Origin of the sequence: Pilimelia terevasa, assembly GCF_014647915.1 — a bacterium.
GTDB lineage: Bacteria > Actinomycetota > Actinomycetes > Mycobacteriales > Micromonosporaceae > Pilimelia > Pilimelia terevasa.
Window position 1 is genome coordinate 122,769 of record NZ_BMQC01000005.1, and the last position, 23,735, is coordinate 146,503.

Below are 23,735 nucleotides of genomic sequence, written 5' to 3' on the forward strand. Positions count from 1 at the left end.
CCGCGGCCCTCCACTGTGGTCGCGTGGTCGGAGAGGAACAACGCACATGCCCCCACCCCCGCGCCCCGGTCGACGCGCGCTCCTGGCCGCCGGAGCCGTCCTCGCCCTGCTGGCGACCGCGAGCCCGACCGCGGCGGCGGTACCGCCGCCCGCGGCCGACCGGCCGGTCGCCGCGCCGCCCTTCGGACCCTCGGCGCCACCGAACCCCGCCACCGCCGCCAACGGCGGGGCGTCGATCCACGGCGACAGCGCGTCGGCCAAGGCGTTCCCCACGCCCGGGCCCGGCACCGGCGTGGCCCGGGTCGGGCGGTCGGTGCTCGGCGCCGCCTGCCCGACCCTGCTGCACGGCCGCGACGCCCTGCCGATCGCCCTGTGCACCGACATGCTCACCCGGGTGCCCGCGCTGCACCTGCTCGACCCGCGCACCGGCCGCAGCCTGGCCACCCACGAACTGGCCGCCGGGGACCTGCTCGGCGGCGTCTACGCCTACCTCGACCGGGACGACCGGGTCGTCCTGGTCGACGGCACCCGACACCTGCTGCGGATCGCCCACGAACGCGACGGCGGCGGGCGGTGGCGGTTCCGGGTCACCGACCGGACCCCGATCGGGGCGGCCGTGCCGCCCGGCGACGGGGTGGTCGCGGTGCTGCCCTCCCACGACGGGCGGATCTGGTTCGCCACCACCGGCGGCGTCGTCGGCGTGGTGGACCGCGCGGGCGCCGTGGCCACCCGCCGGCTGCCCGGTGAGCGCGTCGCCAACAGCATCTCGACGGTCCCGGGGCAGGTAGCCGTGGTCACCGACCACGCGCTGTACGCCTTCGACGCCGACGCCCCGGGCCCGCCGCGGGTGCGCTGGCGGCACGCCTACGACCGGGGTCCGCACCGCAAGCCCGGCGTGCTGAGCTGGGGCAGCGGTACCACCCCGGTCTACTTCGGCCCGCGCGAGGGCACGGAGTACGTGACGATCACCGACAACGCCCACCCGCACATGCGCCTGACGGTGCGCCGGGCGGCCGACGGCGCCGAGGTGTGCACGCTGCCGCTGTTCGCCGCGCACGCCGCCAGCGGCACCGACGACGCACCGGTGGCCTCGGGGCGCAGCGTGTTCGTCACCAACGCCTACGGCTACACCTACCCGCCGGGCACCGACGACGGGACCCCGAGCGTGCCGGCGACCGCGCCGTTCGTCGGAGGGCTCACCCGGGTGGACGTCGAGGCCGGCGGCACCGGCTGCCGCACCGTGTGGACCGACCGCGTGCGCACCTCGTCGCTGCCGCGGCTGTCCATGCCGGACCGCGTGCTGTACGTGATGGAGCAGCTCGGGCCGCTGGCCAACGACCTGGGGCCGTACGCGCTGGCTCCGGTCGACGCGGACACCGGCGCCGTCGGCACCCGCACGCCGGTGGGCTTCAGCCTGGTCAACCCGCTGCGGCTGGGGGCGACCGTCACCCCGGACCGGGTGCTGTACCAGGGCACCGTCACCGGCGTGCTGCGGTTGGCGCCGACCGGCTGGTAGCCGCCGGCCTCAGAAGACGGTGCGCAGGTACGGGACGCGGGCGGCGCTGAGCGAGACGGCGAAGGACGCGGCGAGGACCAGGGCGTACGCGCCGAGCATCACCGGCAGCGAGCGGCCGGCGCCCGCCGCCGGCACCGCGGCCTTGACGGCCTCGTACACCAGCAGGTGGACGAGGAAGACCCCGAAGGTCGCGTCGGCGACCCGGACCAGCCGCCGGCCGGCGGTCGGCCCGGGTCGCCACCGGTCGCCGAGGTTGACGCCGAGCAGGAACACGCCCAGCGCCGCCACGGCGACCGTCGGCCCGAGGTAGTTGACCGGCAGGAGCACCTGCAGGGTCGGGTACGCCGGCCGCACTCCCCACTGCCAGACCAGCGCCGCCAGCAGCAGGGCGGTGCCGGCGGCGACGGCGAGCAGCGCGCGGCGGCCCAGGTGCGCGCGGCGCAGCGCCCAGCCGGCGAGGAAGTAGCCGACGTACGGCCACCACATCGTCCACGCGCCGAGGTGCTGCGGGCGGGGGGTGCCCAGCACCTGGTGGGCGCCGACGACGACGGTGGCGCCGAGCGTCCAGACCAGGGCGACGGCGGCGGTCCGCGCGGCGCGGCGCTGGCCGCCCTCGCGCAGGAAGGCGGCGAGGACCGGGGCGACCAGGTACAGCCCGGCGATCAGCCAGAGGAAGTACAGGGCGGTGAACACCTTGGCGTCGAGCACCAGTCGCACGATCCGGTCGAGGTCTAGCCGCTCGCCGCGCCACAGCATCCGCACGCCGACCAGGTACACCGCGTGCCACACCACGAGGGCGGGCAGGATGCGCAGGAACCGGCGGCGGTAGAAGCGGGCCGGCCCGCCGGCGTGGCCGCGCGGGTCCAGCAGCAGGGCGCCGCTGATCATCACGAAGACCGGGACGGCCCAGACGAAGCCGATGTCGACGGCCGCCGCCGCCCACCAGGTGGCCGTCCCCCGCAGGTCGTCCTCGTTGAGGATCATCCCGACCACGTGGATCGCCACGACGCCGCAGATCGCCACGACCCGCAGCAGGTCCAGGCCGTACCGGCGCGGCGGCGGGGCGGGCCGCGCGCCCGCGGGGTGGGGGATGCGGACGGCGGTGTCGCCGCTGCGCGACTCCACAGATACGGACATAACGTCTATAACGCCCTATTTACACTATTAGTCGCGGTGCGTCCATCCGTCGGACCGGTACCCGGCTCGCCCGCGGGGACGCGCCGGGCACCTCGCTAGAGTGCACGCGGTGCGGCGAGAGGTGGCGAGGGTGCGGGAGCAGGTCGGGGCGCGGGCGGTCGGCGGGGCGGTCCCGGGGCAGGTGGCGCGGCCCGCCCGGGTGCGGACGTTCACCATGCGCGGGCGACTCAGCGGCACCAACGCCGCCGCGGTCGTCGACCACTGGGCCGCCTACGGCGTCGACGTCGCCGACCGGCCGGCCGCGCCGCTGGACTTCGCCGCGCTGTTCGGGCGCACCGCGCCGGTCGTCCTGGAGATCGGCTTCGGCATGGGCACCGCCACCGCCGCGATGGCCGCCGCGGACCCCGGCCGCGACTACCTGGCCACCGAGGTGCACGTCCCGGGCCTGGGCAACCTGCTGCGGCTGGCCGTCGACGCCCGCCTGAGCAACCTGCGCGTCGCCCGCGGCGACGCCCTGGACCTGCTGCGGCACCAGATCCCGCCGGGCTCCCTCGACGCCGTGCACCTGTTCTTCCCCGACCCGTGGCCGAAGGTCCGGCACCACAAGCGGCGGCTGGTGCAGCCCGCGCACGTCGCGCTCCTGCGCTCGCGGCTGCGCCCCGGCGGCACGCTGTGGATGGCCACCGACTGGGCCGAGTACGCCGCGTCGGCCCTGGCGGCCCTGCGCGCCGACCCGGAACTGGTCAACCTGCACGCCGACTACGCCCCCCGGCCGCCGCAGCGGCCGGTGACCAAGTTCGAGCGGCGGGGCCTGCGCGCCGGACGGGCCGTGCGGGACCTGGCCTTCCGGCGGGCTGCCGAGGCGGTCGCGGCGCGCGGGGGCGACCAGGCAGGATAGGGGCCATCATGACGCTCTTCGACCTCCTGCCCCCGGACGGACCGGACGGCTCGCCGCCGGACGCCGACGCCGTGTACGACGCCTTCGCCACCTGGGCCGCGGGGCGGGACCTGACCCTGTACCCGCACCAGGACGAGGCCCTGATGGAGGTCGTCTCCGGGTCGCACGTGATCCTGTCGACGCCCACCGGCTCGGGCAAGAGCCTGGTGGCCACCGGCGCCCACTTCCACGCGCTGGCGCGGCGGGTCCGCACCTTCTACACCGCACCGATCAAGGCGCTGGTCAGCGAGAAGTTCTTCGCCCTGTGCGACGTCTTCGGCGCCGCGCACGTCGGGATGCTCACCGGCGACGCGAGCGTCAACCCCGACGCCGACATCATCTGCTGCACCGCCGAGATCCTGGCCAACATCGCCCTGCGCGACGGCGACCGGGCCGACTGCGGGCAGGTGGTGATGGACGAGTTCCACTTCTACGCCGAGCCCGACCGCGGCTGGGCCTGGCAGGTGCCACTGCTGGAGCTGACGCGGGCGCAGTTCGTCCTCATGTCGGCGACCCTCGGCGACGTGACCCGGTTCGAGAAGGACCTGACCCGGCGCACCGGCCGGGCCACCGCCGTCGTCCGCTCCGTCCAGCGCCCGGTGCCGCTGATCTTCTCGTACGCCACCACCGCGCTGCACGAGACGCTGGAGGAGCTGCTGCGCACGAAGCAGTCGCCGGTGTACGTCGTGCACTTCACCCAGGTGGCCGCGCTGGAGCGGGCCCAGGCCCTGCTGTCGGCGAACGTGAGCACCCGGGCGGAGAAGGACCTCATCGCCGAGGCGATCGGCAACTTCCGGTTCTCCTCCGGCTTCGGCAAGACGCTGTCCAAGCTGGTCCGCAGCGGCATCGGGGTGCACCACGCCGGGATGCTGCCCAAGTACCGCCGGCTCGTGGAGACCCTCGCCCAGGCCGGCCTACTCAAGGTCATCTGCGGTACCGACACCCTCGGCGTCGGCATCAACATCCCGATCCGCACGGTGCTGTTCACCGGGCTGTCCAAGTACGACGGCGTGCGGACCCGGCTGCTGTACGCCCGCGAGTTCCACCAGATCGCCGGCCGGGCCGGGCGGGCCGGCTTCGACACCATCGGCACCGTCGTCGTGCAGGCGCCCGAGCACGTCATCGACAACGAGCGCGCCCTGGCCAAGGCCGGCGACGACCCGAAGAAGCGGCGCAAGGTGGTCAAGAAGAAGCCGCCCGAGGGCAGCGTCGGCTGGGGCCAGCCCACCTACGACCGGCTCGTCGCCGCCGACCCGGAGCCGCTGACGTCCCGCTTCCGGGTCTCCCACGCGATGCTGCTCAACGTCATCGGCCGCCCGGGCGACCCGTTCGCCGCGATGCGCAGGCTGCTCACCGACAACCACGAGGAGCCGGCGGCGCAGCGGCGGCACATCCGCCGGGCGGTCGAGGCGTACCGGGCGCTGCTGGCCGGCGGCGTGGTCGAGCAGCTCGCCGTGCCCGAGCCGGACGGGCGGCGGGTGCGGCTGACGGCCGACCTGCCGTACGACTTCGCGCTCAACCAGCCGCTGGCGCCGCTGGCGCTGGCCGCCCTGGAGCTGCTGGACCGCGAGTCCCCCACGTACGCCCTCGACGTGGTCTCGGTGGTCGAGTCCATCCTGGACAACCCGCGGCAGGTCCTGTCGGCGCAGCAGCACAAGGCCCGCAGCGAGGCGATCGGCGCGATGAAGGCCGAGGGGATCGAGTACGACCAGCGCATGGAGCTGCTGGAGGAGGTCACCCACCCGCGGCCGCTGGCCGAGCTGCTGGAGGCCGCCTACGAGATGTACCGCCGCGGCCACCCCTGGGTCGCCGACCACGAACTGGCGCCCAAGTCGGTCGTCCGGGACCTGTACGAGCGGGCGATGACCTTCACCGAGTACGTCAGCCTGTACGGGCTGGCGCGCTCGGAGGGGCTGGTGCTGCGGTACCTGGCCGACGCGTACCGCACCCTGCGCCAGACGGTCCCGGAGGAGGCCCGGACCGAGGAGCTGACCGACCTCGTGGAGTGGCTCGGCGAGCTGGTCCGCCAGGTGGACTCCAGCCTGATCGACGAGTGGGAGCGGCTGCGCTCGCCGTCCGACGACCCGGCCGCGCCGGTCGCGCCGCCGGAGCCGGCGGGGGTCACCCGCAACGGGCGGGCGTTCACGGTGCTGGTGCGCAACGCCCTGTTCCGCCGGGTGGAGCTGGCCGCCCGCCGGCGCTGGGACGCCCTGGGCGAGCTGGACGGCGAGGCGGGCTGGGACGCCGCCGCCTGGTCGGCGGCGATGGCGCCGTACTTCGCCGAGTACGCCGACCTCGGCACCGGGCCGGCGGCGCGCGGCCCCGCGTACCTGCTGCTGGACAGGGGCGCGCGGGTGTGGACCGCCCGGCAGGTCTTCGACGACCCCGCGGGCGACCACGACTGGGGCTTCACCGCCGAGGTGGACCTGGCCGCCTCCGACGAGGCCGGCACGGCCGTGCTGCGGATCACCGGGGTAGGACCCCGCTGAGGGGAGCCGCCGCGCGGCTATCGAAACACATCACCGTTTCGTACAGTGTGGAGGCGCCTTCCCCACTCACCCGGAGGCCCCTGTGCACGTTTTCCGCATCCTCGCCGCCGCCCTCCTGCCCGCCGTCGCCGCCGGCACCCCCGCCGCGGCCGCCCCGCCCACCGCCGGGCGCGCCGCCGCCTCCGCCGCGGTCGCCGACAGCTACCTGGTCGCCCTGCGGCCCGCCCGGTCGTCCGTGCAGAGCCGGGCCGCGGGGCTGACCGCCCGGCACGGCGGCCGGGTCGACCGGCTGTACCGGCACGTCCTCGACGGCTACGCCCTGACCGCGAGCGCCGCCCAGGCCCGCCGCCTGGCCGCCGACCCGGCGGTCGCCTCGGTCGAGCAGGACCGGTGGTACCGCGCCAGCGCCGTCGCCTCGTGGGGGCTGGACCGCCTCGACCAGCGCAGGCTCCCCCTGGACGACACCTACCGGGTGCCCGACGGCGGCGGCGCGGGGGTGCACGCGTACGTGATCGACACCGGCGTGCGGACCACCCACGGCGACTTCGGCGGGCGGGCGGTCAGCGGCACCGACACCTACGACAACGACGACGACGCCACCGACTGCAACGGCCACGGCACCCACGTGGCGGGGACGCTCGGCGGCACCGCCCACGGCGTGGCGCCGCAGGTGCGGGTGGTCGCCGTCCGCGCCCTGGGCTGCGAGGGCTCCGGCAAGACCTCGCAGGTGGTGGCCGCGCTCGACTGGGTGGCGGCGCACGCGCAGAAGCCGGCGGTCGCGAACATGAGCCTCGGCGGCCCGGCCTCCGCGACCCTCGACGACGCCGTGCGCCGGCTGGTCGCCGCGGGCGTGCCGACGGCCGTGGCGGCGGGCAGCGACGGCAACGGCGGCATGGACGTCGACTGCCGGTCCTCGCCCGCCCGCGTCGCCGAGGCGGTCACCGTCGGGGCCACCGACCGCCAGGACCGGCTGGCCGGCTTCTCCAACTTCGGCAGGTGCGTGGACATCCTGGCGCCGGGCGTCGACATCGTGTCGACGACGATCGCCGACGACGCCGCCACCACGAAGCTGACCGGCACGTCGATGGCGGCCCCGCACGCGGCCGGCGCGGTGGCCCTCCTGCTGTCGCGACAGCCGGCGGCCACGCCCGCGCAGGTCGAGTCGGCGCTGGTCGCCGCCGGGACGCCGGGGATCATCACCAACGCCGCCGGGCCGGTGCCCCACCGCCTGCTCCATGTCCAGTAGCTAGCCGCGGGCGCGGCGCGGCCGGCCCCGGCGGCTCACCCGCGGATTTCGGCCGGTGGTCCCCGGCCGCGGCGCCGAACGGCCGGTGCCCGTGCCGACCGGCGCCGGGCCCCGCGCGACCGCGCGCCCGGATCCGTCCCGGCGGGTGAGCCGCCGACCGCCGCCACCGGCGCAGAATCAGCGGCTCCGGCGGCGCCCGGCCCGCGTCGCGGGGCGGCGCCCGCGACGCTTCCGGGTCTGGGCTGGTGGAGATTTGCGGTTCGGCGTACGGAGAATCCTGGCCGCGGCCGTCGTCGGCGCCCTCGGTGCCGGCACGATGGCGGCGCCGGCCGCCGCGGCGACGCGGGTGACGTACGTCAACGTGTCCGCGGGCGTGAAGGCCCGGTGGGGAGTCGGCGCCGCGGTGCGCGCGCTGGACCGGTACGCCGGGAGCACGGCGCGGTTCGGCCCGTGCCGCAGCGGCGCCAAGTGCATCGTGATCCGCGAGGCCCGCCGCACGCCCTGCGACCGATACACCCGGGCCGGCTGGGCGGCCGGCTGCGCCGACCTGGCGCACCGCACGTGGCTGGCCCGGCGGTACACGATCACCCTGAACCCGCGGCTGCGCGACCCGGGCGACCGGTCCCGGGCCGCCCGGCACGAGCTGGGCCACGTCTACGGCCTGGCGTGGCACCACGCCGGCGACTGCCGGCTGATGATGTACCCGACCACCCGCTGCCCCGACGGCCGCCCGACCCTGGGCCGGCTGACGAGCGCCGACCTGCGCCGGGTCCGGGCCAACTGACGCGGGCCGGCCCGGCTCAGCTCAGGAAGTCGGTGAGGATGCGCGCCGTCATGGCGCCGTCGTGGAAGGTGCGGGCGTAGGCGGCGGAGGCCGCCCCGAGCGCCGCGGCGCGGTCCCGGTCGGAGACGAGCTGCTCGATCGCCCCGCCGAGGTCGGCGACGCCGACGTTGACGATCGGCAGGTCCGCGCCCACCACGGCGGCGACCTCCTCGGTGATGTGGCCGAGGACCGGCCGGCCGGCGGCCATCGCCTCGACGGCGAAGGTGCCGAAACTGCCGGTGGTGAACTGGTCGAGGACGATGTCGCAGCGCTGCACGAGGTCCCGGACCTGCGCCCAGGGCACGTTCTCGGCCAGCACCAGCTCGATCATGCCCTTGCGCTCCAGCTCCTCGACGACGGGCAGGATGTGGTCGGTGCCCTTGGTCCAGCGCTTGGACGGCGCGTGCAGCACCATCGGGCGCGGGCGGCGCATGACCGGCTCGTCGGAGGCCCAGGCGGCGACGTCCACCACCAGCGGCACCCACGTCGCCGTGGGCACGTCGGCCAGCAGGTCGGGCGTGGTGACGTAGACGGGCAGCTTGCCGGCGGCGACGATCTTCAGGTTCTGCTCGACGCGGCCGGTCAGGTTCTCCACCATCCACGCCGGGGCGTCGCGGAACATCGACCACTTGTGCCGGTCCATGTGGTGCAGGGGGTGGCGGATCTCGCTGCCGTGGGCCAGGATCGCGGTCTTGATCCCGGCGCGGCGCAGGATCGGCAGCTCCTTGTCGATGGCGCTGCCGTACAGGTGGCCGAACACCGGCAGGAACGCGTCGGCCAGCACGTGGGTGTACCGCTCCAGGATGCTCTTCATCCGCTGTGCCTGGACGTCGGCGTCGGGCAGGCAGTCCACGTCGAGGTACTCGTCGGCGGGGTAGTCGAAGGACTCCGGCTGGCGCCACATGACGACCTCGGCGCCGACGTCGGGGCGGCGGCGGCAGATCGCGCTGGCGAACGCCGCGCCCTGCCCGGCGTAGTTGGCCGGCCCGAGCCCGAGCCGGATCCGCGACTCGGGCGTGATCTTGCGCCAGTGCGCGGTGACCGCGGGCGCCTCGACCGGCGGCTCCTCGTCCTCGGCGTCCTCCTCGCCCGTGCCGTCGCCGGTGCGGACCCGGCTGACCCGCGCGCCCTCCTCCAGGCCCCAGGGCAGGTCCGGGCGCGGCGCGGGCGCCGGCAGCGGGGACAGCGCCTGGTACACCTCCAGCAGCACCTCGGTCTGCTTCTCCCAGGACAGCTCGTCGAGCAGGCTGTCGGTGATTTGCGCCCGCCGGCCGTCCCGGTCGGCCATCACCGCGCGGATGGCCGTGACCAGGCTCGCCGGGTCCCCGGCGGTGAAGACCTCGCCGACCCCGCGGTCGTGGACGAAGGCGCTGGCGGCCTTCACGTCGCTGACGATCACGGGCAGGCCGGCGTGCAGGTACTCGGCCATCTTGGTGGGCAGCGACAGCTCGTAGTTGAGGGTGCGCTTGGAGCAGATCAGTCCGATGTCGGCGCTGGAGAGGTAGTCGGCGACGGTGTGCTGGGCAACGTAGGGCACGACGTGCACCCGGTCGGCGACCCCGGCGTCCTCGGCCTGGACCAGCAGCCCGTCCAGCTCCGGGTGCGAGCGGCCGGCGACGATGGCCAGGTGGAAGTCGGGCAGCAGCGCGAGCGCCCCGACGGCCGAGCCGAGCCCGCGCTCGGCGGAGATCCAGCCGGAGTAGACCAGCAGCGGGGTGTCGGGGTCCAGCCCGCAGACCTCCCGGACCGTCGCCTGCTCGGGGGCCCGGCCGACGCAGGCGCGGACGGGGGTGTTGCGCACGACGCGGGGCGTCTGCCGCAGCGCGTACACCTGGCGGATCCGGTCGGCGATCTCCGGGGAGACGGTGACGACGGTGTCGGCCCGGCGGATGAAGGACTCCTCCAGGTCCAGGTAGGCGGCGCGCTGGTGCGGCGAGGGCCAGTCGACGCCGGGGACGAACTCGTGCGCGTCGTACAGCCACCGCACCGTCTCACCCCGGGCCCGCATCCGCGAGACGGCCTGGGCGACGACGCCGATGGTGGTGATGTCGTTGGCGTGGATCACGTCGGGGCGGATCCGCTCGATGGCGGGGCCGAGCGAGTTGTCCAGGTCGACGAGCTGCGGCCAGTCCTTGTACCAGGTGCCGGCGGGCGCCCGCTTCTGCCGCTGCTCCCACAGGAAGGCCCGGCGCCGGAGCTGGTGGACGGCGCGGCGGACCTTGAGGCCGCCGGTGAGGGCCAGGCGGGCGGGGACGGCGGCGGCGGCGCCCGGCCCGCCGTTGCGCGCGGCGGCGCGCAGGTCGCCGATGCGCGCCGTGGTCCGCCGCTCGGCGGCGCGGTAGTTGGCGTCGAAGTACGGCAGGACGGTCCGGTGCCCGATGCCGAACTGGGTGAGCGCGCTGCGCCACGGGTGGGCGTTGGCGCTCGTGCGCACGTACGCGGGGACGACGACCCGGGAGACCCGGATCGGGCCCATCATCGACCGGCTGACCAGGCCGTCGGCGGCGACGCCGAGCAGGGCGACGTCCCAGCCGGCCCGGGCCGCGGCGATCGCCGACTTCTGCACCCGGGAGTCGCCGGTGATCCCGTTCGCCACGACTACGGCCAGGCGGGGACGGCGAGGCTGGGACATGTAGAGACCTCCATCGGGGGTGTGCCACCGGACAGATCAACGACGGGGAGCCGGTCCGGCGGCGCGGGCCCGGGTGAACGCCGATCAGACAGCGCCGGAACACCTCAGGCCGAATTACCGGGGCGAATCCTATACGTCTGCCAGACACCATTCGCCGGGCTCGTCTGGTTTAGCGCCCCTTTCACCCGACAGAGTAGGCGCGCAAAACCGACATATCTGGGTAAACGCCCTAGGCTGCGCTGGATGATCGCCCACGACTCCGCGCCGCCCTCCCGGACGCAGGACCGGCCGGCGGCCGACGGCCGGCCGCCCGGCCGTGTCGTCATGCTCGTCGACAACGACGTGGCCCGGGACTCCCGCGTGCAGAAGGCGGCCCGCAGCACCGCCGCGCTCGGCTGGGACGTGACCCTGCTCGGCGTCACCAGCGACGCCACGGCGCGCTGGGCGGTCGGCGACGCGGTGGCCCAGACGTACCCGGTGGCCCCGCTGCCGCGCCCGCGGCGCCGGGACTTCCGCCGCTCGCTGCGCCACCCGCTGGCCTACCCCACCCCCCAGCACGCCGACCACTTCGGCAAGCTGGCCCAGCTCCGCCGCACCGACCGGGTGTTCCTGGCCGGCGCCCGCCCCGTCGCGCCCCGGACGCCCCGGTGGGCCGCCCGCAAGGTCACCGGCCTGCTGCGGCGGGTCCAGGACCGGTGGGTGGCCGCCCGGGTCGCGCAGACCGCCGCCAAGGAGGCCGGGCACCTGCGCATCACCCGCCGCGACGCGCTCGGGTACCGGCTGGCGGGCGCCGTGCGCGGCCACCGCGCCTGGCGGTCGCTGGAGCCGTACCTGTGGCGCTACGAGGTGGCCCTGGGCGCGGCCGTCGACGCCCTGGCGCCCGACATCATCCACGCCAACGACGTGCGGATGCTCGGGGTGGGCGCCCGCGCCGTCCGCCGGGCCCGGCTCGCCGGCCGGGAGGTCGCCCTCGTCTGGGACGCCCACGAGTACCTGCGCGGCCTGCGCCAGCCCGGCGCGCAGCGGCGGTGGCTGCCGGCGCACCTGGGCTACCTGGAGGAGTACCTGCCGTTGGCCGACGCCGTGGTGACGGTCTCCGAGCCCATCGCCGACCTGCTCCAGCGCGACCACCAGCTCGCCGCGCGGCCGCTCGTGGTCCAGAACGTGCCCTCCGTCGACCGGCCGGTCACCGACGAGGACCGGCGGCGGTACGGCGACATCCGCGCCGCCTGCGGCCTCGGCCCCGACACCCCGCTGCTGGTGTACAGCGGGGCCGCCGCCGCCCAGCGGGGCATCGGCAACGCGGTCACCGCGCTGCGGCTGCTGCCCGGCGCGCACCTGGCGCTCGTGGTCGGCCAGTCCGGCCCCCGCTACGTCGCCCGGGTCCTGGAGCAGGCGGTGCGCCAGGGCGTCCGGCAGCGGGTGCACCTGGCCTCGTACGTGCCGCACTGGTACGTGCCGGAGTTCCTGTCCACCGCCGACGTCGGGCTGATCCCGCTGCACCACTGGCCCAACCACGAGCTGTCGCTGATCACCAAGTTCTTCGAGTACTCCCACGCCCGCCTGCCCCTGGTCACCAGCGACGTCGCCACGATGGCCGCCATGGTGCAGCGCACGGGGCAGGGCGAGGTGTTCGCGGCCGAGGACTGCGAGGACCTCGCCCGCGCGGTGCGCGCCGTGCTCGCCGACCCCGCCCGGTACCGCGCCGCCTACGACAACCCCGCGCTGCTGTCGCGGTGGACGTGGGAGGAGGAGGTCCAGGTGCTGCACCAGCTCTACGCGCGCCTGCGCGGCGTCGGGGCGGCGGCCGAGGCCGGCGTCCCCGTCCCGGGCGGCCGCACCCCCGACCGCGCGCGGGCGCGGGTCGGCGCCGCGGCCGAGCCGGCAGAGTGACGGCCCGTGCCCTGGAGCGTTGACCCGAACGATCCGGCCATGCCGCGGGCGGCCGGGAACCCGCCTGGAAGGAACCGATGAACCCGACCGAGGAGACCCCGACCCACCGGGGCCGGATCGTCATGCTCGTCCACCGCGAGATCCACAACGACTCGCGGGTCCAGAAGATCGCCGTCTCCGCCGCCGAGGCGGGGTGGGAGGTCTTCCTGCTCGGGCGGGCGCCCCGCTCGTCCACCCGGCAGCTCGGCGGCGCGACCGTACACATGCTGCGGCCGGCCACGGGCGTCGCGCTGCCGCGGCACGGCCTGCACCGGTCGTGGCTGCGCCACCCGCTGGCGTACCCGCCCAACGGCATCGCCGGGTACCGCCGCGAGTGGATCTCCTCCTGGGAGGCCAGCATCAACGAGCGGCGCGACGTCAGCCGGTACGCCGGGGGGCGGCCGCCGGCCTGGCTGCGCGCCGAGTCGCTGGTGCACAAGGTGGGCCGGCGCTGGGTGCGGCTGCGCACCAACCAGCTCACGGCCGCCCGCCAGCCGCGCCGGCACCACGGGCCGATCGACCGCGGGTACGCGGCGCTGTGGCGCGCGCTGGCCGGCAGCCGGAGCTGGCGGCGGCTGGACCCGACGCTGTGGGAGTACGAGCTGACGTTCGGGCCGACCATCGACCGGCTCAAGCCCGACCTCATCCACGCCCACGACTTCCGGATGCTCGGCGTCGGCGCCCGCGCGGCGATGCGCGGCCGGCTCAAGGGCCGGCAGGTCAAGCTCGTCTGGGACGCCCACGAGTACCTGCCGGGCATCCGCTCCTGGGTGGACAACGTGCGCTGGAAGCAGGCGAACATGGACCACGAGCGGGAGTACGCCCGGTACGCCGACGCCGTGGTGACCGTCTCCGACACCCTCGCCGAGATGCTCCGCGAGCGCCACCGCCTGCCGCGCACCCCGCACGTGATCCTCAACGCCCCGTCCACCGCCGAGATCACCGCGGACGGCACCGCGCCCAGCCTGCGGGCGCAGTGCGGCCTGGCCGCCGACACCCCGCTGGTGGTCTACAGCGGCGGGGCGGCCGAGCAGCGCGGCCTGCGCACCATGGTCGAGGCCATGCCCCTGCTGGACGACGTGCACGTGGCGTTCGTGGTCAACGCGCCGGACAGCCCGTTCGTCACCGCGCTGCGGGAGCAGGCCGCGGCCCTGGGGGTGGCCGGCCGGCTGCACGTGCACCCGTTCGTGCCGCACGACCAGGTGGTGCCGTTCCTGTCCAGCGCCGACATCGGCGTGATCCCCATCCACCACTACCCGAACCACGAGATCGCGCTGATCACCAAGTTCTTCGAGTACTCGCAGGCCCGGCTCCCGATCGTGGTCAGCGACGTGAAGACGATGGCGGCCACCGTCCGGGAGTCGGGGCAGGGCGAGGTGTTCCGGGCCGAGGACGCGGCCGACTACGCCCGCGCCGTGCGGGCCGTGCTCGCCGACCCGGCCCGGTACCGCGCGGTGTACGAGACCGACCTGCTGGACTCGTGGACGTGGGAGGCGCAGGCGAAGGTCCTGGACAGCCTGTACTCGCAGCTCCTCGAACCGGCCTCCTAGCCGGCGGCCGTGACCCGGCGGCGGGGCGTCGTAGGATGTCCGCGTCGCCCGGCGCCGGTCAGGACCGCACCGCCGGACGCGGCGGCGGAGGCCGGTTGGGGTGGTCGGATGAGTGCGCGGCTGGCGCTGCTGCCGCTGCCCACCGTGCTCTTCCCGGGGCTGGTCCTGCCGCTGCGGGTGGTCGAGGAGCGGTACCGCGCGCTCGTCCGCCGGCTCGTCGCGCTGCCGGCGCGGGTGCCGCGCGAGTTCGGCGTGGTCGCCATCCACCGCGGCAACGCGCTGCTCGACCGGCCGGTCGACGCCACCGGGCGCGCGGTCACCCTGCACGCGGTCGGCTGCGCCGCGGTCGTCCGCACGATCACCGCCCACGCCGACGGCCGGTACGACGTCGTGGTGGTGGGCCGCCGCCGGTTCGAGGTCGAGGGGCTGGACACCGTGGCCGCGCCGTACCTGACCGCCGAGGTCCGGTGGCTGCCCGAGCCGGCCGGCGCCGGGGCGGCGGCGCTGGTCCCGCAGGTGTGCGCCGCGCTGCGCCGGTACCTGGCCGCGCTCGACGGCGACACCGCCGCCACCGAGCAGTTGCCGACCGACCCCCGGGTGGTGTCCTACCTGGTCGGCGCGGTCGCCTCGCTGAGCGTGGACGACCGCCAGCTCCTGCTCGCCGCGCCGGACACGGCCGCGCGGCTGCGCACGGGCCAGCGGCTGCTCAGCCGGGAGGCGGCGCTGCTGGGCCGGATCCGGGCGGTGCCGCAGCCCCTGGCCCGGTGGACCACCCATCCCCTGCCGAACTGACCGGACCCGCACCGGCGCCGGGTCCGCCGCCGCCGGCAGCCTGCGCCCCGCCGTCCGCCTGCACTCCGCCCTCGGCCTGCGCCCCGCCGTCCGCGCCGGGGACGCCCGCAAGGACCGGCCAGGCCGGTCGGGCCCAGGCCAGGGCGTCCTCCTCGTGCCGGCGCAGGGTGGTGAACCGGGACCAGCCGGCCAGCAGGGTGTACGCCGTCGCCGCGCACAGGGCCGGCGCGAGCACGTCGCCGCGGACCAGCGGCAGGACCCCGCCGAGCCGGTACACCTGCGTCGCCCGCAGGTCCGCGGGCTTGGCCAGCCTGGTCCCCGCCGCGGAGTCCAGCAGCGCCCGGTAGTCGGCGAGGCCGATCTGCCGGCCGACCCACCACGCCACGACGCCCGCGGCGACCGCGCCCAGGACCAGCGCGCCGAGCTGCCCGACGCCCCGGTACCGGCGCAGGAGCACCCAGGCCGCCACCGCGGCCGCGCCGCCGAGACCCGCGCCCAGCATCGTGAACCACGCGTCGGCGGCGGCGAACTGCTCCGGCTGCGGACTGGTCAGCGCCGGGCCGGCGGCCGTCATCCGCAGCGGCACGTCGGGGGCCAGCGCCTGCCACAGCAGCCCGAGCGGCACGCCGGCCACCGCCAGCGCGCCCACGAGCGCAGCGTGCCGGACCCAGCCGCCGCGCCGCGCGGGCCGCGGCGCGGCGAGGGCGGCCGCCTCCGCCGCCCCCACGCCCACCGGCGCCGGCCAGGCCGGCCCGTCGGTGCTCACCCGGTCACCGCACTCGGGCCGAGCAGGGCCTTGAGGTCGGCCTTCAGCGCCGTGGTCGGCGCCACCCGGTGCGGGTTCAGGCGCAGCAGCCGGACCCGGCTGCCCTGGGTCAGCCGGACGTGCACCTCGGCGTTGCCCGGGTGGCTGACCAGCACCTCCCGCAGCCGGTCGACCGTCGGCGGGGTGCACCGCGGCGTGGGCAGGTTCAGCACCAGCGGCCGCACCTCGTCGACGGCCGTGATCTCCGGGACGGACAGGTCCATCGCCATCAGCCGGGGCTGGTCGTCGCGCCGGTCGACCCGGCCCTTGACCACCACGATCGCGTCCTCGGCGATGTACTGGCCGACCAGCTCGTAGGTGTTGGGGAAGAACAGCACCTCGACCGCCCCGCCCAGGTCCTCCAGCGTGGCCGAGGCCCACGCCCGGCCCTGCTTGGTGATCCGGCGCTGCACCCCGGACAGGATCCCGGCCAGCGCCAGCACCTGGCCGTCGCCGACCCCGCCCTCCTCGCCGAGCGCGGCGATGGGCATGTCCGCCGCGGCCGAGAGCACGTGCTCGACGCCGAGCAGCGGGTGGTCGGAGACGTACAGCCCGAGCATCTCGCGCTCGAAGGCCAGCAGGTCGGCCTTGTCCCACTCCGAGGCGGGGATGCTGGGCGTGACGGTCATGGGGGTGCCGGTGTCGCCGCCGGCCCCGAACGCGTCGCCGAACAGGTCGTACTGGCCGACCGCCTCGTTCTTCTTCAGGTCCATGAACGACTCGACCGCGTCGGCGTGCACGGTCAGCAGCCCGCGCCGCGGGTGGGTCATCGAGTCGAACGCGCCCGCCTTGATCAGCGACTCGATCGACTTCTTGTTGCAGGCCACCGCGTCGATCTTGCGCAGGTAGTCGTAGAAGTCGGTGTAGGCGCCCTTCTCCCGGCGGCAGCGCACGATCGACTCGACCACGTTGGTGCCGACGTTGCGGACCGCGGCCAGGCCGAACCGGATGTCGGTGCCGACGGCGGCGAACCGGGCGCGGGACTCGTTGACGTCCGGCGGCAGCACCTTGATGCCCATCCGCCGGCACTCGGCCAGGTAGATCGCCGACTTGTCCTTGTCGTCGCCGACGCTGGTCAGCAGCGCGGCCATGTACTCGGCCGGGTGGTTGGCCTTGAGGTAGGCCGTCCAGTAGGAGACCAGGCCGTACGCGGCGGAGTGGGCCTTGTTGAAGGCGTAGTCGGAGAACGGGACCAGGATGTCCCACAGGGTCTTGATCGCCGCTTCGGAGAAGCCCTTGGCCTTCATCCCGTCGGAGAACGGGACGTACTCCTTGTCCAGGATCTCCTTCTTCTTCTTGCCCATGGCCCGGCGCAGCAGGTCGGCGGCGCCGAGGGTGTACCCGGCGAGCTTCTGCGCGATCGCCATGACCTGCTCCTGGTACACGATCAGCCCGTAGGTGTCGCCCAGGATGTCCTCCAGCGCGTCGGCCAGCTCCGGGTGGATCGGGACCACCGGCTTGCGCTTGTTCTTGCGGTCGGCGTAGTCGTTGTGGGCGTTGGCGCCCATCGGGCCGGGGCGGTAGAGGGCGCCGACGGCGGAGATGTCCTCGAAGTTGTCCGGCGCCATCGAGCGCAGCAGCGCGCGCATCGGCCCGCCGTCGAACTGGAACACGCCGAGGGTGTCGCCGCGGCCGAGCAGCTCGTAGGTGGCCCGGTCGTCCAGCGGCAGCGTCTCCAGGACCAGGTCGACGCCCTTGTTGTCGCGGATGCCGTCGAGGCAGTCGTCCATGATGGTCAGGTTGCGCAGGCCCAGGAAGTCCATCTTGAGCAGGCCGATGTTCTCGCACGCGCCCATGTCCCACTGGGTGATGATCGCGCCGTCCTGCTCGCGCTTCTGGATCGGCAGGACGTCCACCAGCGGGTCGCGGGACAGGATCACGCCCGCGGCGTGCACGCCCCACTGGCGCTTGAGGCCCTCCAGGCCCTTCGCCGTGTCGACGATCTTGGCGACCTCGGCGTCGGACTCGTAGAGCTGGCGGAACTCCACCGCCTCCGGGTACCGCTTGTGCGAGGGGTCGAAGATGCCGGTCAGCGGGATGTCCTTGCCCATCACCGCGGGCGGCATCGCCTTGGTGATCCGGTCGCCCATGGCGAACGGGTAGCCCAGGACCCGGGAGGCGTCCTTGATCGCGGCCTTCGCCTTGATCGTGCCGTAGGTGATGATCTGCGCCACCCGGGCGTCGCCGTACTTCTCCGTGGCGTAGCGGATCATGTCGCCGCGGCGGCGCTCGTCGAAGTCCATGTCGATGTCGGGCATCGAGATGCGGTCGGGGTTGAGGAAGCGCTCGAACAGCAGGCCGTGCTGCATCGGGTCCAGCTCGGTGATGCCCAGCGCGTAGGCGATCAGGGCGCCGGCCGCGGAGCCGCGCCCCGGGCCGACCCGGATGCCCTCCCGCTTGGCGTAGGCGACCAGGTCGGCGGTGACCAGGAAGTAGCCGGGGAAGCCCATCGTGAGGATGACGTCCAGCTCGTACTCGGCCTGCTTCAGCCGGTCCTCCGGCACCCCGCCCGGGAAGCGGCGGCGGAGGCCGGCGAACACGTCGCGGCGCAGGACCGACTCCTCGGTCTCCCCCGGCGGCACCGGGAACTGCGGCATCAGGTTGCGGGCGGCGAACACCGAGGAGTAGTCGCCGATCTTCTCCGCCACCTCCAGCGTGTTGTCGCAGGCGCCGGGCACCTCCGCGTCCCACAGCGCGCGCATCTCCGCGGCGGACTTGAGGTAGAAGTCGCGGGCGTCGAAGCGGAACCGCTTCGGGTCGGCCATGGTGGAGCCGGACTGCACGCACAGCAGCACCTCGTGCGCGTCGGCGTCCCGGGCGTACGTGTAGTGCAGGTCGTTGGTGGCCAGCGGCTTGAGCTGGAGCCGGCGGCCCAGCCGGATCAGGTCGGCGCGGACCCGGTTCTCGATGTCCAGGCCGTGGTCCATCAGCTCCAGGTAGAAGTTGTCGCGGCCGAAGATGTCGGCGAACTCGCCGGCCGACTCGCACGCCTTCTCGAAGTTGCCGATCCGCAGCCAGGTCTGGATCTCGCCGGACGGGCACCCGGTGGTGGCGATGACGCCCCTGCCGTACGCGTGCAGCAGCTCCCGGTCGGCCCGCGGCTTGAAGTAGTAGCCCTCGATGCTGGCCCGCGACTGCATCCGGAACAGGTTGTGCAGGCCCTCGGCGTCGGCGGCCAGCATCGTCATGTGGGTGTAGGCGCCGCCGCCGGAGACGTCGTTCTCCCCGCCCTCGGCCCAGCGGACCCGGGTGCGCTCCTGGCGGGGGGTGTTCGGCGTGACGTAGCTCTCCACCCCGATGATCGGCTTGACGCCCGCCCGGGTGGCCTGCTGGTAGAAGTCGTACGCGCCGAACATGTTGCCGTGGTCGCTCATCGCCAGGGCCGGCATCTGGAGCCGGTTCGCCTCGGCGAACAGGTCGCCGAGCCGGGCCGCCCCGTCCAGCATCGAGTACTCGGTGTGGACGTGCAGGTGCACGAACGGGTCCGTCATGCGGCTCCTTCACGGGACGGCTGATCCACGGGGCGGCCGCCGGCAGGCGCGGACCGGCAGGCGCGCCGGCCGGTACCGGGGCGGAATCTCGACCTCCGACACCCTATCGCTGCGCGGGGACATCCCCGGCCGGGTACCGCCGCGGTCAGCCGGTGAACGGCTCCATGATCGCTCCGGCGGCGCGCAGCCAGGCCGCCCGGGTCTCCGGGCGCAGCTCGTGGTGGTCGATGGAGGAGCCGGCCTCCAAGGCCGGGTCGTAGGGCACGCTGACCACGGCACGGGTCCGGGTGGCGAAGTGCCGCTCCAGGTCTTCGGCGAGCGCCGAGCGTGCCGGCGTCGTACTCGACACCAGGGTCACCGACCGGTCGGCGAGCGCGCCCAGGCCGACCTCGTGCAGCAGGTCCAGCATCCAGTCGGCGGCGAAGGCGGCGTCCTCGCGCGGGACCGTGGTCACCACGAGCTGGTCGCAGCCGCGCAGGACGGTCTGCCAGTTGGCGCTCTGCACGTTGTTGCCGGTGTCGACGCACACGACGTCGTGGGTCCGCCGCAGCAGGTCCAGGACCCGCTGGACGGTGACGGCGTCGAGCTGCTGGGCGAACCGGGGGTTCTCCTCGCCCGCGAGGATGTCGTAGGAGCCGTCGGGGGCGTGCCGCAGGTAGTCGTCGAGCTCGGAGCGCAGCGCGGCCGGCGGCGCCTGTTCGATGCGCTCCAGGTCGCCGACCAGGTGCCGGATGGTGCGCGCGTGCCGCGCGCTGCCCGCGCGCAGGCCCAGGGTGCCGCGCAGCTCGTTGTCGTCCCAGGCCACCACGCCCCGCCCGCGGACGGCGCCGATGGTCGCGGCGGCCAGGACCGTGGCGGTGGTCTTGTGGACGCCGCCCTTGGGGTTGGCGAACGCGATCACCCGGGGGCCGCCGAAGCCGCGCCGCAGCCGCACGGCCGGGTCGTCGCCGTCGCGGGGGGCGGCGGCGTGGAACGACAGCTCGCCGCCGAAGTCGGCCAGCAGGGCGGCGCCGTACCCGGGCAGGGCGCCGGGGTCGACGTCCAGGCGGGGGTAGCCGGCGGCCGGCGGCTGGCGGGTCCAGTCGGGCGCGCGTGCCGCGGGGTCGTGCGGGGTCAGCGGGTCATCGGCGCCCGCGGGCCGGCGGACTCCGTGGTCGGCGGCGTCAGCGGGCCGGCGGACAGCGGCGGCGCTGTCGGTGTCGGTGTCGGCGGTGTCGATGTCGGTGTCGGTGGCAGGAGGGGTGGCGGCGTGGTACCCGGGCGGACCGGTCCACGCCGCGTCCGGCACCAGGTCGCGCTCGTCGCGGTCGTCGTCGCGGTCGCGGCGGTGGTCGTGGCGGTCGTGCGGATGATGGCGGGCGTGGGGGTGATGGCGTGCGTGCGGGTCTCGGGGCCGCGCGGGCGGGTCGCCGGTGGGGTGCTCGTCGTCCCCGTCCGGGTCGCCGGGCGCCGCCCACTCCCCCGGCCCGGCGCCGGAGTCCCGGTCCGGGTGGCCGGCGGGGCGCCAGGGGGCGGCGGTCTCGGCGGACCAGCGCGCGTCCGGCGGCGCGACGTCCGCGGTCGGGTCCGCGCCGTCCCAGCGGTCGTCCTCCGGCGCGGGCGCCCACTCCTCGGCCGGCGGCGCGGCGAGCCGCTGCTGGGGCGGCTCCCAGATCGGCTCCGACAGGCGGGCCAGCGGGTGGCGGGCGGCGGCGCTGACGTAGGTGGCGCCGCCGCGCTCCGGCCAGCCGGCGGCCGGGTCGAGCCAGGACAGGTCGTCCTCCGCCGCGGCCGGGGCGTCCTCGGGCCGGGTGCCGCGCGCCCGGTCCAGCAGCGCGCGCCATCGCGGTGCGGGGTGTCCCCCACGCTCCCGATCGACTTCGGCGCCCTCCACGCTTGCCTCCCAGCACCGTCCGCTCGCCGTCGCCGGCCGCGAACCTCTCCGACCTCGGCCCGTGGACCGGCCACGCGGGGGCGGCGGTCCACCGGGCGGGCATCCGCCCATCGGGAGTTTCAACGCGGCACAAGAAGGGCGGATGCGACTTAGCGCGTATTCGGCACTTTCGGGACACATCCGCTGGACGTTCCGCCCCCGCACTCCTGGTCCGGCAGCGGCGGGAGGAACACGGTCCGGTCCAGCCGCCGGACCTCCGGCGCCGGGTCGACGATCCGCACCTCCGGCTGGGTCGCCACCCGCGCCAGGACCGCGTGCGGCGCCCGCACCACCAGGGCGTACACGCAGGAGCAGGCGGCCCGCATGGCGGCGGCCTCGGTGCCGACCACCCGGCGCTGCGCCTCGTACGACGCGCGCAGCCGGCGGGCCTTCTCGTCGGTGCCGGCCGCGCGCGCGAGCAGCTCCTGGTAGTCGAGCACCTCGCCGTCGAAGCGCAGCGCGACCTGGCCCATGCCGGCCACCACGTCCTCGGGCACCCGGAACGCATCGATCTTGACCACCCGGGTGTCCACGCCGGGCAGCGGGACCTTGGCGAAGACCGCCGAGACCGACAGTCCGCCGACCAGCGGCGGGAGCCGGTCCGGCGCCAGGTAGGCGGTGAGGGTGACCAGGGCGTACGCCTCCTCGGCCGGCGCCGCCGCGGCCAGCGCCCGGAGCTGGGCGCGGCTGGCCTTCAGGTACCCGGTCACGCTCTCGCCCGGCCCGGCACCCACCCGGGCCGAGGGCTCGGCGGCCGCCCGGCTGCCCGGCCGGCCGCCCTGCCACACGGCGAAGCTCAGCAGCAGCACCAGCCCCAGGCCGCCGGCCGACAGGGGCACCCGCGCGCGGCGGCACCGGCGCATCAGCCCGCGCAGGCCCGCCGCCAGCCGGGGCAGCGCCCACGCGTCCAGCCGACGCAGCGCGGCGGCCAGACGCACCTCAGCCCGCCTGCCGCAACTGCGCCAGCGCCGCGGCCAGGTCCGGCGGGTAGTCGCTGACGAACTCCACCGGCGACTGCGTGCCGGGGTGGACGAAGCGCAGCCGGTGGGCGTGCAGCCACTGGCGGTCCAGGGCCAGCGCCCTGGCCAGGGTGGGGTCGGCGCCGTACGTAAGGTCCCCGACGCAGGGGTGGCGCAGGGCGGCGAAGTGCACCCGGATCTGGTGCGTGCGCCCGGTCTCCAGGCGGACGTCCACCAGGCTGGCCGCCGCGAACGCCTCCAGCGTGTCGTAGTGGGTGACGCTCGGCTTGCCGCCGGACATCACCGCGAACTTGTAGTCGTGGCGGGGGTGCCGGTCGATCGGGGCGTCGATGGTGCCGCGCAGCGGATCCGGGTGGCCCTGAACCAGCGCGTGGTACCGCTTGCCCACCTCCCGCTCCTTGAACGCCCGCTTCAGCTCCCGGTACGCCCGCTCGCTCTTGGCGACGACCATCAGGCCGGTCGTGCCGACGTCCAGCCGGTGTACCACGCCCTGGCGCTCGGCCGCCCCCGACGTCGCGACCTGGTAACCCAGCGCGGCCAGGCCGGCCGTGACCGTGGGGCCGGTCCAGCCGGGGCTCGCGTGGGCCGCCACGCCGACGGGCTTGTCCACCACCACGATGTCCTCGTCGTCGTGCACGATGCGCAGGCCGTCCACCGGCACCGGGTCGGCCACCGGCGCCGTGCGCGGCGCGGGCAGCGTCACCTCCAGCCACGCCCCGGCCTGCACCCGGTCGGACTTGCCGCGGACCGTGCCGTCCAGCAGCACGTCGCCCGCGGCGACCACGGCCGCGGCCGCCGTGCGGCTCAGCCCGAACAGCCGGGAGACCGCCTGGTCCACCCGCATCCCGTCCAGCCCGTCCGGGACCGGCAACGTCCGGGCCTGCCCGCTCACGCCTGTACCTCCGTCGTGTCGCCGCGCCGCGATCCGTCGCGGGGCCGGCCGGTGAACTCCAGGAACACGGCCAGGACGACGCCGCAGACCAGGGCGCTGTCGGCGAGGTTGAACACCGGCCAGATCCGGCCGTAGGGGTCGAACAGCGAGACCATGTCGACCACGTGCCCCCGGAACACCCCGGGCGCCCGGAAGACCCGGTCGGTCAGGTTGCCGAGGACGCCGCCCAGGATCAGCCCGAGCGACACCGCCCAGGGAAGCGACCGCACGCCGCGGGCGAGCCAGACCAGGAACCCGATCATGATGACCGCGAAGATCGGGAAGATCCACGTGTAGTCGCCGCCGAGGCTGAACGCGGCGCCGCTGTTGCGGGTGAGCGACAGGTAGAGCACGCCGCCCCACAGCCGGACCGGCACCTCGTCGGCGAGCTGCGCCAACGCCACCTGCTTGGTGACCACGTCGCCGGCCAGGATCGCCGCGGCCAGGCCGCCCAGCAGCCACACCGCCCGCCCCGGACCCGACGGCGCGCCCGCCGACCCGCGCTCTGGACCCACGCCCCACCTCCCACGCCCGGTCGCCCGGGGCATCCACCTTTGTCGGA

Annotated in this window: 16 protein-coding genes; 8 read left to right on the forward strand and 8 right to left on the reverse strand. The window is 75.3% G+C overall.

The window, feature by feature from the left end; translation table 11 throughout:
- Positions 1–46 precede the first annotated feature (46 nt).
- The gene (locus IEY75_RS08935; RefSeq protein ID WP_229789468.1) at positions 47–1,516 is read left to right on the forward strand and encodes an SMP-30/gluconolactonase/LRE family protein; all 1,470 of its coding nucleotides are present in this window, start codon (positions 47–49) and stop codon (positions 1,514–1,516) included.
- A gap of 9 nt (positions 1,517–1,525) precedes the next feature.
- Here the strand turns inward: IEY75_RS08935 and IEY75_RS08940 are convergent, their stop codons facing one another.
- Positions 1,526–2,653 carry an acyltransferase gene (locus tag IEY75_RS08940; protein WP_189113772.1) on the reverse strand — a complete coding sequence of 376 codons (1,128 nt, stop codon included), beginning with the start codon at positions 2,651–2,653 and terminating at the stop codon, positions 1,526–1,528.
- Between the two features lie 214 nt (positions 2,654–2,867).
- Between IEY75_RS08940 and trmB the strand changes: the two genes are divergently transcribed.
- The 4 genes from trmB to IEY75_RS08960 all read left to right on the forward strand — a co-directional run bounded on the left by trmB (position 2,868) and on the right by IEY75_RS08960 (position 8,109).
- Entirely contained in the window at positions 2,868–3,551 is a 684-nt protein-coding gene (gene trmB, locus IEY75_RS08945; protein WP_189113929.1) for a tRNA (guanosine(46)-N7)-methyltransferase TrmB, read from the forward strand.
- Between the two features lie 8 nt (positions 3,552–3,559).
- Positions 3,560–6,079, forward strand: coding sequence for a DEAD/DEAH box helicase (locus IEY75_RS08950; RefSeq protein WP_189113773.1), 2,520 nt, complete (start codon positions 3,560–3,562; stop codon positions 6,077–6,079).
- An 82-nt stretch (positions 6,080–6,161) separates the two neighbouring features.
- Complete coding sequence (locus IEY75_RS08955; RefSeq protein WP_189113774.1) at positions 6,162–7,325, forward strand: S8 family peptidase; 1,164 nt, start codon at positions 6,162–6,164, stop codon at positions 7,323–7,325.
- A 253-nt stretch (positions 7,326–7,578) separates the two neighbouring features.
- Positions 7,579–8,109: a zinc metalloprotease gene (locus tag IEY75_RS08960; protein WP_189113775.1), complete on the forward strand. Its 531-nt coding sequence runs from the start codon at positions 7,579–7,581 to the stop codon at positions 8,107–8,109.
- A gap of 16 nt (positions 8,110–8,125) precedes the next feature.
- Here the strand turns inward: IEY75_RS08960 and IEY75_RS08965 are convergent, their stop codons facing one another.
- A complete protein-coding gene (locus IEY75_RS08965; protein WP_189113776.1) occupies positions 8,126–10,780 on the reverse strand; it encodes a glycosyltransferase family 4 protein in 2,655 nt (884 codons plus the stop codon).
- A gap of 324 nt (positions 10,781–11,104) precedes the next feature.
- On the opposite strand from IEY75_RS08965, the gene IEY75_RS08970 reads away from it, so the two are divergent.
- The 3 genes from IEY75_RS08970 to IEY75_RS08980 all read left to right on the forward strand — a co-directional run bounded on the left by IEY75_RS08970 (position 11,105) and on the right by IEY75_RS08980 (position 15,054).
- Positions 11,105–12,673, forward strand: a complete 1,569-nt coding sequence (locus IEY75_RS08970; protein WP_444544006.1) for a glycosyltransferase — start codon at positions 11,105–11,107, stop codon at positions 12,671–12,673.
- Between the two features lie 77 nt (positions 12,674–12,750).
- The gene (locus tag IEY75_RS08975; protein WP_229789469.1) at positions 12,751–14,262 is read left to right on the forward strand and encodes a glycosyltransferase family 4 protein; all 1,512 of its coding nucleotides are present in this window, start codon (positions 12,751–12,753) and stop codon (positions 14,260–14,262) included.
- A gap of 108 nt (positions 14,263–14,370) precedes the next feature.
- Entirely contained in the window at positions 14,371–15,054 is a 684-nt protein-coding gene (locus IEY75_RS08980) for an LON peptidase substrate-binding domain-containing protein (protein WP_189113778.1), read from the forward strand.
- On the opposite strand, the gene IEY75_RS08985 is transcribed toward IEY75_RS08980, so the two are convergent.
- The 6 genes from IEY75_RS08985 to lspA all read right to left on the reverse strand — a co-directional run bounded on the left by IEY75_RS08985 (position 14,969) and on the right by lspA (position 23,721).
- Positions 14,969–15,820 (reverse strand): DUF2567 domain-containing protein, encoded by an 852-nt coding sequence (locus IEY75_RS08985; RefSeq protein WP_189113779.1) that lies wholly within the window; start codon positions 15,818–15,820, stop codon positions 14,969–14,971. The genes IEY75_RS08980 and IEY75_RS08985 overlap by 86 nt on opposite strands.
- Entirely contained in the window at positions 15,817–19,350 is a 3,534-nt protein-coding gene (gene dnaE / locus IEY75_RS08990; protein WP_189113780.1) for a DNA polymerase III subunit alpha, read from the reverse strand. Before dnaE ends, IEY75_RS08985 begins: the two co-directional genes overlap by 4 nt.
- 145 nt (positions 19,351–19,495) lie before the next feature.
- Positions 19,496–21,223 (reverse strand): ATPase, encoded by a 1,728-nt coding sequence (locus IEY75_RS20860; RefSeq protein WP_229789470.1) that lies wholly within the window; start codon positions 21,221–21,223, stop codon positions 19,496–19,498.
- Between the two features lie 149 nt (positions 21,224–21,372).
- A complete protein-coding gene (locus tag IEY75_RS09000) occupies positions 21,373–22,200 on the reverse strand; it encodes a hypothetical protein (protein WP_189113781.1) in 828 nt (275 codons plus the stop codon).
- 1 nt (position 22,201) lies between these two features.
- Entirely contained in the window at positions 22,202–23,086 is an 885-nt protein-coding gene (locus tag IEY75_RS09005; protein ID WP_189113931.1) for an RluA family pseudouridine synthase, read from the reverse strand.
- A gap of 44 nt (positions 23,087–23,130) precedes the next feature.
- Positions 23,131–23,721, reverse strand: a complete 591-nt coding sequence (gene lspA / locus IEY75_RS09010; protein ID WP_189113782.1) for a signal peptidase II — start codon at positions 23,719–23,721, stop codon at positions 23,131–23,133.
- Positions 23,722–23,735: the final 14 nt, after the last annotated feature.